We start from the raw sequence: 12286 nt of genomic DNA, 5'->3' as shown, positions 1-12286 counted from the left end.
AATCCTGACCCTTGCGACCATTGGCCCGCACACGCATGCGGGCAGCCTCGTCTTCTGGAGACCACATGAAGTTCGCCCCCACGCTCGCCGCTGCGGCGGTGCTGGCCGGCCTGGCGCTGTCCGCCACGCCCGCGCTGGCCACTGTTGACGCTGCCCGCGCGCTGTCCATCGCCAACCAGAACGCCTGCATGGGCTGCCACGCCGTAGACCGCAAGCTCGTCGGCCCGGCCTACCAGGACGTTGCCGCCAAATACAAAGGCGATGCCGGCGCGCAAGCCAGGCTCATCAAGAAAGTGCGCGAAGGCGGCATGGGCAACTGGGGCCAGATCCCGATGCCGGCCAATCCGAAGATTGCCGATGCCGATCTGAAAACCGTGATCGACTGGGTGCTTGCGGGCGCCCCGGCCAAGTGAGGAACGGACGATGAATGATGCAATCAACCTGAGCCGCCGCGACGTGCTGCGCGCCGGCGCCATGATGGCGCTGCTGGTGTCCGCCGGCATCGCCACGCCGGCCCAGGCGGCCGAGTGGAACAAGGCCGCCTTTGCCGTCAAGGGCGTAAACGAAGTGCTCAAGCAACTGGGCGGTGGCGCGGTCGACAAGGGCGGCGCGGGCATCCAGCTCACCGCACCGGACATCGCAGAAAACGGCGCCGTGGTGCCGCTGGTCGTGACGAGCACGCTGCCCGGCACCGACCTCATCGCCATCCTGGTCGAAAAGAACCCGAACACGCTGGCCGCAACGTTCGCCATTCCGGCCGGGACCGACCCGTTTGTCAGCACGCGCGTGAAGATGGGCGAGACCTCCCATGTCTACGCCGCCGTGCGCGCCAACGGCAAATGGGTGCTGGCGGCTAAGGAAGTAAAGGTCACCCTTGGTGGCTGCGGCGGTTAAACATCAGGAGAAGACACCATGGCAGACCCGATGCGCATTCGCGCAATGGAAAACGGCGGCACGACCGACGTGAAGATCCTGATGAAGCACGACATGGAAACCGGCCAGCGCAAAGACGCGTCCGGCAAGATCGTGCCGGCCTGGCACATCACCAACGTGACGGTGCTGCACAGCGGCAAGACGGTGCTCGACGCGCAGTTTGGCCCGGCTGTGTCGAAAGATCCGTTCCTCAATTTCAAGTTCAAGGGCGGCACCAAGGGCGACAAGGTTACGGTCACGTGGGTCGACAACCACGGCGACAAGCGCACCGACGAGACGTCTATCCAGTAAAGGCCCGGAGGCCCAAATGCGACGCAGCTTCTTTCGTGTGACCGCCGCGCTGGCGGCCTTGGGTGTGGCCGGCAAGGCCGCTGCCCAGAATGCCCCGCGCGCTGGCGGCGCCGGCGCCCGCTACAAGGTGGTTTACCAGTTGAGCGAAGGCATCGACCAGGCCGTGCGCGCCATCGGTAACCTGCGCAACCATATGAACGGCGCACCCGGCACGAAGATCGTGGTGGTGGCGTTCGGCCACGGCATCGAGTTTCTGGTTGAAGGCGCCAAGGATGCGCAGGGCCGCACGTTTGATGCGCCGGTGGCCGCACTGGCCAGCATGGGCGTGGAGTTTCGCGTGTGCCACAACTCGCTGATGGCCTTCAAGGTGCCGGAAGACAAGCTGCTGCTCGAAGCCAAGGTGGTGCCTGCCGGCGTGGTGGAAATCACCCGCTTGCAGCAGGAAGAAGGTTTCGCCTATATCAAACCGTAGGCGACCCACGGAGGGGACCGTGAAACACAAGACATGGACGATGGTGCTGGCTGCGGCGTTGGCAGCCGGCGGCGCCGTAATGGCATCCGCCCAGGACACCAAGGACAGCACCGCCGCCGGCATCGCGCAGTACCGCGAAATGCTGGCCGACGGCAACCCGGCCGAACTCTGGGAAGCCGCAGGCGAAGAACTCTGGAAGAAGCCCGCCGGCCCCAAGCAGGCCTCGCTTGAAGCGTGCGATCTGGGCCTCGGCCCCGGCGTGGTGAAGGGCGCATACGCCAAACTACCGCGCTTCTTCAAAGACACCGGCCGCGTGATGGACGCCGAACAGCGCCTCATGTATTGCCGCATGACTCTGCAGGGGCTGACCAAGGAAGAGGCATCGGCGCGGCCGTTCTCGTCACCCGGTAAATCGTCGGACATTGAACGGCTGATGGCCTACGTCGCCTCGGAATCGCGCGGCGCGGCCATCGACATTCCGCTTGCCCACCCCGAAGAAAAGCGCATGTACGAACTCGGCCGCCGCATGTTCTTCTACCGTGGCGGCGCGTACGACTTTGCCTGCGCCACGTGCCATGCCCAGCCGGGTTTGCGCATCCGCTTGCAAGACCTGCCCGATCTGCTGACCGCCGACGGCGCGCGCTATGCGTATTCAACGTGGCCGGGCTATCGCGTCTCGCAGGGCGAGGTACGCACCATGCAGCACCGCCTGTACGACTGCCTGCGCCAGCAGCGCTTTCCGGAACCGCTCTACGGCAGCGAGGTGATCACCGCGCTGGAGATGTTCCTCGCCCGCAACGCCAACGGCGGCAAGATGGACGCGCCGTCCATCAAACGATGAGGCCACGCATGACTCGACTGACCCCCATCGTTCTGACGGCGCTGACATTGGCGCTGGCTGCCGGCACCGCCCACGCAGCGGACGCCACCTCCAAGGCCGTCACCCCGCCCAAGCCCGATGCAAAGGCCGACGCCGCGCTCGTCAAGGTTATTCACGAGAGCTTTGTCTCCAAGGGCCCGGCCACCGTGGAAGGCGTGACCGAGCGCGACGACGTGCAGAAGATCTGCAGCCAGTTTGCCGACCGCAACGCCGTGCCCGCCGCCGTGGCCAAGAAGCTGGAAGACGCACAGCTCAAGACCATCCATTACCCGGCCGACGACAAATGGCTGGGCGACTGGAAGGCGGGCGAGAAGACCGCCCAGAGCGGCCGCGGCATGCAGTTCTCCGACCCCGCCGGCGGCGCGAACGGTGCCAACTGCTATGCGTGCCACCGCCTGTCGAAAGACGAAGTGTCGTACGGCACCATTGGCCCGTCGCTGTACCAGTACGGCAAGCTGCGCGGGGATTCGGAAGCGATCCTGCGCTACACCTGGGGCAAGATCTACAACTCCAACGCGTATGCGGCGTGCTCCAACATGCCGCGCTTCGGGCACAAGGGCATCTTGACCGAACAGCAGATCCGCGACGTGATGGCGCTGTTGTTCGACCCGGCATCGCCCGTGAACCAGTGACCTAATAACGCCATGCAAGCCATTCGACGGTTCCTGATGTGGGCGGCAGCGGCGATGGTGTTTGCCGCCACGCAGTTTGCCAATCATGCGCAGGCCGTTGAAGTGGGCGATGTGGTTGCGCTGCCCGATCTGCAATTGCTCGACGGCACGCGCGTGCCGGGCGATGCGTGGCGCGGGCACCCGGTCATCATCGCCACGTGGGCATCGTGGTGCCCGTTCTGCGCGCTGCAGAACCCACGCCTGCAAAAGCTGTACGACACCACGCGCGGCACTGACCTGCGCATCCTCACCATCAGCATCGACGCCAACCCGCAGCTCGCGAAGGACTACGTCGCCAAGCGCAACTTCACCTTCCCGGTAGCGATGGAAACCGACGCGCTGTGCGCCGCCACCGGCCCGCGCAAAGGCCTGCCCGAACTGCTCGTGCTCGACGCCAAGGGGCGTGTGGTGCGCAAGGAAGTTGGCGAGATGCTTGAAGACGACGTAGCCGACCTGGCTCGCTACGCGCACAGCACCACACCATGAACCGCCGCGAATTCGTTCAAGCCCTGGCGATTGCCGCAGCCGCCGGCCTGCGCCTGACCGACGCCCACGCTGACACGCTCAGCTACGACGTACCGCGTTTTGGCAACGTCCACCTGCTGCACTTCACCGACTGCCACGCGCAGTTGCTGCCCATCGAATACCGCGAGCCCAGCGTCAACCTGGGCGTGGCGCAATGGGCCGGGCAGCCGCCGCATCTGGTCGGGCACGCGCTGCTCAAGCGTTACGGCATCGCGCCCGGCTCGCGCGCCGCGCACGCGTTCACGTCGCTCGACTTTACCGAGGCCGCCCGCCGCTACGGCCGCATGGGCGGCTTCGCGCATCTGGCCACGCTCATCAAGCGCCTGCGCGCCACGCGCCCCAATGCGCTGCTGCTGGACGGCGGCGACACCTGGCAGGGCTCTGCCACCGCGCTGTGGACCAACGGCCAGGACATGGTCGACGCGGCCCTCGCGCTGGGCGTGGACGTCATGACCCCGCACTGGGAGATGACCTACGGCGCAGACCGCGTGCGCCACGTGGTCGATCACGACTTCAAGAACAAGGTCGCCTTTGTCGCGCAGAACATCCAGACGGTGGACTTTGGCGATCCGGTATTCGACCCGTACGTGCTGCGCGAGCTGAACGGCGTGCCCGTGGCCATCATCGGGCAGGCGTTTCCGTACACGCCCATCGCGCACCCGGCCGACTTCACGCCCGACTGGACCTTCGGCATTCAGGAAGAGCGGCTGCAGAAGATGATTGACGAGGCGCGCGGCAAGGGCGCCAAGGTGGTCGTGCTGCTGTCGCACAACGGCATGGATGTCGACCTGAAGCTCGCCTCGCGCGTGCGTGGGTTGGATGCCATCCTCGGCGGGCATACGCATGATGCCGTGCCCGCGCCCGTCAAGGTCAGCAACCCGGGAGGCGTGACGCTCGTTACCAACGCGGGCGCCAACGGCAAGTTTGTCGGCGTGCTCGATCTGGATGTGCGCGGTGGCACCGTGCGCGACATCCGCTATACGCTGCTGCCCGTGTTTGCCGATCTGCTGCCGCCCGATCCGGCCATGACGGCGCTGATCAACCGCGTGCGTGCGCCATACCAAGACAAGCTGGGCGAAACGCTCGCCACGAACCGTGGCCTGCTGTACCGGCGCGGCAACTTCAACGGCACGTTCGATCAGCTCATCGTTGATGGCCTGATGCACGCGCAGGGCGCCGAGATTGCCTTCTCGCCCGGCTTCCGCTGGGGCACCACGCTGCTGCCCGGCGAGGCACTCACCATGGAAGCGCTGATGGCCCAGACCGCCATCACCTACCCGGCCACCACGCTGACCGAGATGACCGGCGCGACCATCAAGACCGTGCTGGAAGACGTGGCCGACAACCTGTTCAACCCAGACCCGTACTACCAGCAGGGCGGCGACATGGTGCGCACCGGCGGCCTGCGCTACACCATCGACCCGAAGAAGCCGATGGGCCAGCGCATTACCGACATGCGCCTCGGCCCGGGTGACGGCAAGCCCATCGACGCCGACCGCCGCTACAAAGTGGCCGGCTGGGCCGCCGTATCGCCCGAAGCCCGCAAGGCGGGCGGGCGCCCCGTGTGGGACGTGCTGGCCGACTGGCTGCGCGACCAGCGCGAAGTGACCGCCAGGCCGCTCAATACGCCGCGCATTGTCGGCGTGGAAGGCAATGCGGGCATGGAAAACGCGGGTTGAACCCCCGATTGAAAGGGCCTGGGGAGTTCGGGTAGACTCGTTTTTCACGGGCCGATAGCTCAGCTGGGAGAGCGCCGCGTTCGCAATGCGGAGGTCGGGAGTTCGATCCTCCTTCGGTCCACCAAGTTACTGGCAGCGTTTGATGAGCGATGCCCCAAAAAACCCGCGAAGCGTTGAGCGTCGCGGGTTTTTTGTTGCCTGCATTCTCTGACTCCACCGCATTTTTCAGCGCGCCGTATCGGGCGGCGTAATGCAGGCGCGCTTACCCCTTTCGATTTACGACCGAAGTAGCGTCCGGGGTTTGCCCCAAAAATGCCGCCGCTCCGGCCATGGCGCTTTCCCCTTAAAAATCAAAGAGAAACATCGAGACAGGCGACGAGCCGGGAAGGGCGCTCTGCAGTTGCAAGGCGTTATCTATTTTTGAGCCTTAGCAAGGCGCACGTGCGACACCCCAATTTGTGGCATTTCGCGCCGGATAAATTCGTTGTAGCGTAGGTCCTCGCCGGGAGCAGGGGCACCACTTATATCCGGCCAGCGGATTATGTCCGGCGCGATTCCAGCAAATAACAAACAAGCCGCCATAGAAAGGGGTGAGGGTCGTGGGAGTACAAGATCGCGATTGGTTCAGAGACCGTCGAGAGCCGCAGCTGCGCAATCCCGACTGGCAGAAGGAATACGCCCGCTGGTATGGCAAGCCACCCCGGGGCGCCAAGCAAGGCGTGCACTGGATCGTTTCCTTGATGGTGTGGGTGGCCGTTCTTCTGGTCGTCTACATCGCCGCGAAGCAATTGCGGCTCACGGGCAACGGCGCCGCCGTGCCTAGTCAGCAGGCCGCGTCAACGCAACCGGCGCCCACCGCGGCGCCGCCGCAGCGTCAGCCCATGCCCCCAATGCAGCAACCCACCGCACGGGCCACCACGCCTCCGGCCGGCGTGAACAAATGCGTGATCAACGGACAGACGGTCTACACGGAAGCGCCGTGCGGGCAGGCGATGCGCGCGCTTGTCGGCAATGCGCCCACCGAGACGCCGAGCAATGCTCGTCAGCGTGAGATGGCAGAGGCTGCAGCAGCAGCGAAGCGTGCGGAAGAGCAGCTTGCGCGGCAGTGGGATCAGCGGATGGCGCAGCGGGATCGGGACTTGGCGGCTGAGGCGGTTGCTGTTCAGCAGCAGGTCAGCAGTGTTAACGCAGAGTGCGCGCGGCTTAGGGCGGATCGAGATGGGATTTTGCGACTGTCTGTGACTACGCAGCAGATGTCTCCGTGGCGGGACAACTTGAACTACATCCGTAAGCGGATGAATGAGTCGCACTGCTAACGAGTGATCGCACTAACCATGGTGTTGAATGGCCGTACACCGGCCTGGTGATATGTGACATTGGGGGCATGCGACTGGCATCGCTTAGCAGTAGCCCGACGATCCAGCATCGCTTCATTACTAGTTCCAAAGCTAGATTGGTGCGCAGTTACCCGCCATGCTTCCCGTATCGGTCGCCGGATCGGCTATTCCGATACGAGCCGCCCTTGTGCGATGAGCCGCTACCACCGGCGTAGGAGCCGCCATGGCTGCTAGTGTGCTTGCTGCCCGAATAGGATGGTCGGCTACCGCCCTTGCCTCTGGCCTCAGCGGTGGTGGCGAGCAGGGCGCAAGCCGCCAGAATCGCAACGGCATTCAAACTCATACGACGCCCCTGGCCCTTCATCACGAGAACGCCCCCGGTTCGAGCACATAGCAATCAACGCAGTCCGCACTGATCAAGGTATCGGCCGCATATGCGCTGCCGGTATGGGGACGGATGAAACCACTGCGTACCGATTGCCAGTTCGCATTTGCATTGACGGTGTTGAGACGGGCACGGGCGTCCGTAGCAATCGTGTCGATGCAGTAGTTCATCGTGATGCCGTTGCCGCACTGCTCGCCGCCACAGTTGATTGCACGTGTGGAATCCTGCCCTTCCATCGCCACGCCCCAGAAGTTTTGATTGAGCGCCGCCGGTGTACCCGGTTGAGCAACCGGTTGTTTGCCGGTGCAGTAGATGTCGCGCAAGAGGTTGAACGATCCTCCGTTGTCGAACAGGACCAGCGTCCCGCCACTCCAGTTGCTGGAGGTAATGCTTTCCACGGAGCAGTACTGCGCGACATGTAGATGAATGCCGACAGTGCTGTTGCCAGTGAACTGCAGCCCTCTGAAGACAGCGTTTTTGATCGGCTTAACGACAGAGACAGTCGCATTAAGCGGATGCGCGATCTTCAGGGCGCGGTCCACGATCAGCGAGGTCGTCGTTTTATAGAGGACTTGTCGTACCTCCATCGGGCCATCCTGCGGGCCGAGGTAGGTGCCTGGGCTGGTCGAAGTGTTCGAGATGAACACCCAGTCGCCATAGCCGTACTTCGAAGGGTCAGCGACAAATATCTCGACATCGTTGAGGGCTGCGGCCTTGACGAGATAGCTTGCGCCTTTTGCATACAGCTCGTAGCTGAAAGCCGCATAGCTCGGATCGGTGGGGTTCGATACGTTTCGGCCAATGCCTGGGCGTGGCGTCGGGCCGAGTGGATCGCCCACATCAACGAGCACGGACGAGTAGCCTGGCGCTGGCTCGATCACGATGCCGTTGTACGGATCACCGGTAGCCGAGTTGTGAAGGTCAATGCGCGAAAGGATTGGGCAGCTCGAGCCGTTGATCTGAATCCACCGGTAGCCGGCCTGCAGCAACGACTTGATTGCAGGGCCGTTGTCGGCCTGAGCGTTTGGCGTATAGACGTAAGGACTGGCCGGGTAGATGGCCGCCGCGTCGGCGAACTTAGAGCCTAGCGCTCCTGCGACGATGGCCATGGATTGTGCAAGGAATTGCCGACGTTTCATTGTGCTCCCCCGAAGAAGCGCATGCGCGCGTGGTCATGTGTTGCGGGCGCAGGCTATCAAAGGTGCGGGTTTGCGGTAGTTAGCGTTTCTTCCATCTGATATGAGACGAACGCTAAGAGTCGCGTCAGGCGGACATCGCTGTTCTGATGCGGCGTAGAGCACCCTTCCACCGTGGGGTGGCGACCTCATGTGCCAAGTAGGAGCCTCGATGCCCTCTATTCGTTGGGGGCGATCGCTCGCACGGAAAAGAACATTTGGAAGCGAGGAAATTCGATGATCAAGAAAGAAGCGCTAGCTGGATTTCGTCGCTGGCAATTGCGGGTACGCAGGGATGCAAGTGACGCAGTTATTGAGCCCATCACGACAGGCTGGGATCAAGAGATTGCAGCACTGGCTGATACACCCGGAAAGCTGCTTGGCCTAGTGGGAGCAACGGTGTTCATGCTGATGTCATTAGCTTTGGCCGTCTACCACACGCGGGTGCCGGTTGAGGATAACGCGATGAACTTTTTGATTCGCGATATGTTCTCGTCCGGCTTACTGGTTCTCTCGCTTTTCGCACTTCTGCTCACACCTCCCACTGTCCGGAAGGTGGCGCAATCGATGTCCGGAAAAGTTGCCTTGTTCTTCATGACGACAGGTATCTTGGTGTGGTCCAAGGCGCAGACTGCAGCAGTGCTCGCCTCGATCTTTCCGATTCCAACGTCATCTTTGCCATGGGCGATGCTCTTGGGCACTGTGTATTCAACGGCGGGGTTCGTGGCCATCTGCCTGCTGTGCTGCGGAGTTGCCTTAGAGGTTCTCATGGTTGGCCCCCTCACTTGGCGCGTTGGTAGCGTGCAGGGCAAGGTCAAGCGCTTTGTGATTTTTATCTGTTGGGCAGCAGTCATGCTCTCCATGTTCACGGCCGGCATAGCCATGAGTCGGTATCTAGGAGATCGCGGGCGATTCATCACCGCTCTGGCCGCATATACACTGGATTTCCGAACCGTCCATAAATGTGATGCCCGCGATGGTGAGGTTGTTGTGTACCTCGGCGATGGCGTGGAAAAGGCCATCGCAGTTAACGCCCCGAGCCTTAGAGGCATCAGTCTCTATGACCTCCGGGACATCAGACTGTCAGAGCAACTGCCCAAGCCTAACAACTTTCGCGCTGTGGCTTGCAATTCTGTAATGAAATAGCCGTCGCATCTGTGCGACACCACGACCTAAGCCGACGTAGAGCCATGCCGAGAACGACAACCATCATTCAGATATTTGTTGCTTCCCCATCAGATGTTCAACCAGAGCGAGACGCGCTCGAGGATGCGATTCGAGAGATTAACCAGACCTGGGCAAAGACATCAGGGCTTGCATTTGAACTGGTCCGCTGGGAAACGCACGTAGCTCCGGCTTTTGGTAGTGACCCTCAAGATCTAATCAATCGACAGATTGGAGACGACTACGACGTGTTCATCGGGATTCTCTGGAGTCGGTTCGGAACGCCTACTCCTCGTGCAATGTCTGGAACGGCGGAAGAGTTCGAAAGAGCTCGCTCGAGATTGGTGGGGGGGCAGAACACCCCAGAGCTCATGGTGTACTTTAAGGATGCACCGATCGCGCCATCCAAGATCGACGCTGATCAGCTTGCACAGGTCCACGACTTCAAAAAATCGATAGCGCAACAAGGGGCGTATGCGACGTTTGATGACGTTGCTAGCTTCAGTGTCTCCGTGCGAGCTCATCTTTCCATGCTGGCGCAAAGGTTTATTCGGACTGGAGGGATTCGCGTTGTGGACGATTGCAACACCTCTAGCGAAGACGGCCAACACTGCGCGGACGACGAAGAGCTAGGTTTGCTTGATCACATTGAGATATTCCAAACGCGCATGGAGAACATGACAGCTGCTCTGGATCTGATAGGGGAAGCAACGGTCCGTATTGGCGAGCAAATGTCGGGGCACACAGACTCCATGAATCAGCTTGGCGCGGCAGGAGTCGCCCCCTCTCCCAAAGCTGCAAAGAGATTAATTAAGCTTTGTGCAGCAGACATGGAGGCATATGCGAGAGTCTTGAAGGGACAGACGCCGGCTCTAACATCGCATCGTGAAGCTGCGTTTGAAGCCTTGAGTGACTCGCTCTTCTTGCAGCATGAGATTGGCGCCACTGACAGGCATGAACTCTTGGAGATTCGAAACGCATTGGAAACTCTAGGATCGCAGATTCATGAACCTACGATGAGCATCAAGGCTCTGAGAGAGACAGTAGCAGCGCTGCCAAGGATGTCGGGGGACCTCAACAAAGCGAGGCGGTTCCTTGTGTCTGAAATGGACGCCTTGATCGAGGAATTTGAGAAAACCAGCAGCACGGCTGCAAACGTGCTCCAGTCGCTCGCTCAGTTGATCTGAATTCTGATTAGTGTTTCAGCCGGTTGCGGAGGAGCGCATGAGGCTACGACTCGAGAAAGCTGACTTTATCCTGCGCGTGCTTACATTTGTCGCGCTTGCTGCAGGTGGTGGTTGGGCGATCTACAAATACGAATTGTCCGGCGCGACCGATTGGACGAACAACATTGCACTGGATACGAAAGTTCTTCCATACCGAGACGATCTTCGCCTTCTGGTTGTGCATGTCAGGTCAAAAAATCCAAGCAGCTACGAGTTCGTCCTGAAGAGCAGCGCTGGAGACTCGTTCGAGCTGCGTTTTCGTCGCATCGCGATGGACAAGAAAGAAAAGGCTGTGATTGATGAGGATGAGGGCGAACTGGTCGCGAAGGTCGATCTGATGAAAGCCACCGGGGGTGAGTATCAGCTACTTCCCGGTGCTGAGATGGACGACATGCGAACCCTTGTTGTTCCGGCTAATGCGATTATTTCGATGACCGCAGAGATGCAGATTCACAACGGCTCCTTAAGGTGGCGTGGCAAGCCTGATGCGGACTTTGTATCGGCCTCAACAGTTGTTCGCGTTGAGCCTTGATTGCGTATTACGGCGGTGCGTGGAAATTACGTGGTGTGGGTGGGGCGGCTGGGCCACGGCACTGTTGCCTCTCCGGTATCCCAAATAGGCAAAGTACAAAACCACTGCCAAACGATATGCAAGAAAAAGCCCGCGAGCCAAAAGTATCGCGGGCTTTTCCACATCTAGGCCACCATCAGCAGCCAATCACCTCACTGCACACTTTCCTCCACCTTCTTCCGTGGCCCCCGACTAAACCGCGCCGACAACGTCCGTCGCGCCGAATCCAACCCTTCCCCTTTGCCCGCAACCTTCAGGTACGTGTAACCCTCCAGCGCGGCCGTCATCAGATCACTGCCCATCGCCAGTTGCGAATCCTGCATCCTTTCCAGCAACTTCTCCACGCGGGCGAGGCGAGGGCGCAGGGTGTCAAAGCCCACCAAGTCACGTCGCATCTCCTGTAGGCTGAAATTGGCAGGAAGCACGCTGGGGTTGTTGCTCAGCAGTTCCACTGCCTGGCGGCAGAACGCTTCGGACTTGTTGCCCATCTTCATGAGCGTGCTGCGCTGCTCGACTGACAGGTCAATCAGGCCGACGAGCTTTTCTTCCAGTGTCTTCAGCGCACCGTCAATGGCGGTCAGGTCGGTGGCGCTGGGTTGAAACGAGATCAAGTTCTGAGACATTGCGTTCCTTCTAAAGCGGATATCAACGTCATGCCGATTGGCACAACCCGGTGAGGTTGGCTACCGCTGCGGCGTATCGCAATGCTGTACACAACTTTTGACGGAAAGCGCCCGCACATGGGGCGAGCAAGCCCGCTCACGCCGTTCGAGTGTTGGAGCGTGAAGCGCGACCCTTGGACTGTCGAACTCGACTCTCTGAGACTGACGCTCCACCCTCAGACAGTCAATGAATCGCCCCGGCCTCGGTAGACACCTGCAAGCCTCAAACTAGAGGTTAGACAGGAGAAGCAATGAGCGCACAGAGATACGCCGAGGAATTCAAGATCGAGGCAGTGAATCAGGTCATGGACAGAG

Annotated in this window: 14 protein-coding genes and 1 tRNA gene; 13 read left to right on the top strand and 2 right to left on the bottom strand. The window is 61.0% G+C overall.

Annotated features, from left to right (window positions below; translation table 11 throughout):
* The first annotated feature begins 65 nt into the window (after positions 1-65).
* From NKG59_RS04690 to NKG59_RS04645, 10 genes are all read left to right on the top strand, one after another.
* Positions 66-413 (top strand): c-type cytochrome, encoded by a 348-nt coding sequence (locus NKG59_RS04690; RefSeq protein WP_024977293.1) that lies wholly within the window; start codon positions 66-68, stop codon positions 411-413.
* Positions 414-423: 10 nt separating this feature from the next.
* Positions 424-894, top strand: coding sequence for a thiosulfate oxidation carrier protein SoxY (gene soxY / locus NKG59_RS04685; protein ID WP_253535701.1), 471 nt, complete (start codon positions 424-426; stop codon positions 892-894).
* An 18-nt stretch (positions 895-912) separates the two neighbouring features.
* Complete coding sequence (gene soxZ, locus NKG59_RS04680; protein ID WP_253535700.1) at positions 913-1224, top strand: thiosulfate oxidation carrier complex protein SoxZ; 312 nt, start codon at positions 913-915, stop codon at positions 1222-1224.
* A 16-nt stretch (positions 1225-1240) separates the two neighbouring features.
* Positions 1241-1696: a DsrE family protein gene (locus NKG59_RS04675; RefSeq protein WP_253535699.1), complete on the top strand. Its 456-nt coding sequence runs from the start codon at positions 1241-1243 to the stop codon at positions 1694-1696.
* Positions 1697-1736: 40 nt separating this feature from the next.
* Positions 1737-2537, top strand: coding sequence for a sulfur oxidation c-type cytochrome SoxA (soxA, locus tag NKG59_RS04670; RefSeq protein WP_253536461.1), 801 nt, complete (start codon positions 1737-1739; stop codon positions 2535-2537).
* Positions 2534-3208, top strand: a complete 675-nt coding sequence (gene soxX / locus NKG59_RS04665; protein WP_253535698.1) for a sulfur oxidation c-type cytochrome SoxX — start codon at positions 2534-2536, stop codon at positions 3206-3208. The genes soxA and soxX overlap by 4 nt, the downstream gene beginning before the upstream one ends.
* A gap of 12 nt (positions 3209-3220) precedes the next feature.
* Positions 3221-3733, top strand: a complete 513-nt coding sequence (locus NKG59_RS04660) for a TlpA family protein disulfide reductase (RefSeq protein ID WP_253535697.1) — start codon at positions 3221-3223, stop codon at positions 3731-3733.
* A complete protein-coding gene (gene soxB / locus NKG59_RS04655) occupies positions 3730-5451 on the top strand; it encodes a thiosulfohydrolase SoxB (protein ID WP_253535696.1) in 1722 nt (573 codons plus the stop codon). The genes NKG59_RS04660 and soxB overlap by 4 nt, the downstream gene beginning before the upstream one ends.
* A gap of 48 nt (positions 5452-5499) precedes the next feature.
* Positions 5500-5575: transfer RNA gene (locus NKG59_RS04650), tRNA-Ala, on the top strand.
* Positions 5576-6170: 595 nt separating this feature from the next.
* Positions 6171-6767, top strand: a complete 597-nt coding sequence (locus tag NKG59_RS04645; protein ID WP_253535695.1) for a hypothetical protein — start codon at positions 6171-6173, stop codon at positions 6765-6767.
* Positions 6768-7151: 384 nt separating this feature from the next.
* On the opposite strand, the gene NKG59_RS04640 is transcribed toward NKG59_RS04645, so the two are convergent.
* Positions 7152-8282, bottom strand: coding sequence for a hypothetical protein (locus NKG59_RS04640; protein ID WP_253535694.1), 1131 nt, complete (start codon positions 8280-8282; stop codon positions 7152-7154).
* A 303-nt stretch (positions 8283-8585) separates the two neighbouring features.
* Here NKG59_RS04640 and NKG59_RS04635 point away from each other — a divergent pair, with 303 nt between their 5' ends.
* From NKG59_RS04635 to NKG59_RS04625, 3 genes are read left to right on the top strand one after another with little or no spacing between them, the layout of a single operon-like run.
* Entirely contained in the window at positions 8586-9494 is a 909-nt protein-coding gene (locus NKG59_RS04635) for a hypothetical protein (RefSeq protein ID WP_253535693.1), read from the top strand.
* Positions 9495-9538: 44 nt separating this feature from the next.
* Positions 9539-10699, top strand: a complete 1161-nt coding sequence (locus NKG59_RS04630; RefSeq protein WP_253535692.1) for a DUF4062 domain-containing protein — start codon at positions 9539-9541, stop codon at positions 10697-10699.
* Between the two features lie 37 nt (positions 10700-10736).
* Entirely contained in the window at positions 10737-11270 is a 534-nt protein-coding gene (locus NKG59_RS04625; RefSeq protein WP_253535691.1) for a hypothetical protein, read from the top strand.
* A gap of 191 nt (positions 11271-11461) precedes the next feature.
* Here the strand turns inward: NKG59_RS04625 and NKG59_RS04620 are convergent, their stop codons facing one another.
* Entirely contained in the window at positions 11462-11932 is a 471-nt protein-coding gene (locus tag NKG59_RS04620; RefSeq protein ID WP_045204702.1) for a hypothetical protein, read from the bottom strand.
* Positions 11933-12286: the final 354 nt, after the last annotated feature.

This window comes from Ralstonia chuxiongensis (assembly GCF_024158925.1).
Lineage (GTDB): Bacteria > Pseudomonadota > Gammaproteobacteria > Burkholderiales > Burkholderiaceae > Ralstonia > Ralstonia chuxiongensis.
This window is presented reverse-complemented; position numbering and strand designations above follow the sequence as displayed.

Coding starts and splice junctions, on each gene's coding strand:
- NKG59_RS04690 (WP_024977293.1), top strand. CDS start 66: ATGAAGTTCGCCCCCACGCTCGCCGCTGCGGCGGTGCTGGCCGGCCTG.
- soxY (WP_253535701.1), top strand. CDS start 424: ATGAATGATGCAATCAACCTGAGCCGCCGCGACGTGCTGCGCGCCGGC.
- soxZ (WP_253535700.1), top strand. CDS start 913: ATGGCAGACCCGATGCGCATTCGCGCAATGGAAAACGGCGGCACGACC.
- NKG59_RS04675 (WP_253535699.1), top strand. CDS start 1,241: ATGCGACGCAGCTTCTTTCGTGTGACCGCCGCGCTGGCGGCCTTGGGT.
- soxA (WP_253536461.1), top strand. CDS start 1,737: ATGGTGCTGGCTGCGGCGTTGGCAGCCGGCGGCGCCGTAATGGCATCC.
- soxX (WP_253535698.1), top strand. CDS start 2,534: ATGAGGCCACGCATGACTCGACTGACCCCCATCGTTCTGACGGCGCTG.
- NKG59_RS04660 (WP_253535697.1), top strand. CDS start 3,221: ATGCAAGCCATTCGACGGTTCCTGATGTGGGCGGCAGCGGCGATGGTG.
- soxB (WP_253535696.1), top strand. CDS start 3,730: ATGAACCGCCGCGAATTCGTTCAAGCCCTGGCGATTGCCGCAGCCGCC.
- NKG59_RS04640 (WP_253535694.1), bottom strand. CDS start 8,282: ATGGCCATCGTCGCAGGAGCGCTAGGCTCTAAGTTCGCCGACGCGGCG.
- NKG59_RS04635 (WP_253535693.1), top strand. CDS start 8,586: ATGATCAAGAAAGAAGCGCTAGCTGGATTTCGTCGCTGGCAATTGCGG.
- NKG59_RS04630 (WP_253535692.1), top strand. CDS start 9,539: ATGCCGAGAACGACAACCATCATTCAGATATTTGTTGCTTCCCCATCA.
- NKG59_RS04625 (WP_253535691.1), top strand. CDS start 10,737: ATGAGGCTACGACTCGAGAAAGCTGACTTTATCCTGCGCGTGCTTACA.
- NKG59_RS04620 (WP_045204702.1), bottom strand. CDS start 11,932: ATGTCTCAGAACTTGATCTCGTTTCAACCCAGCGCCACCGACCTGACC.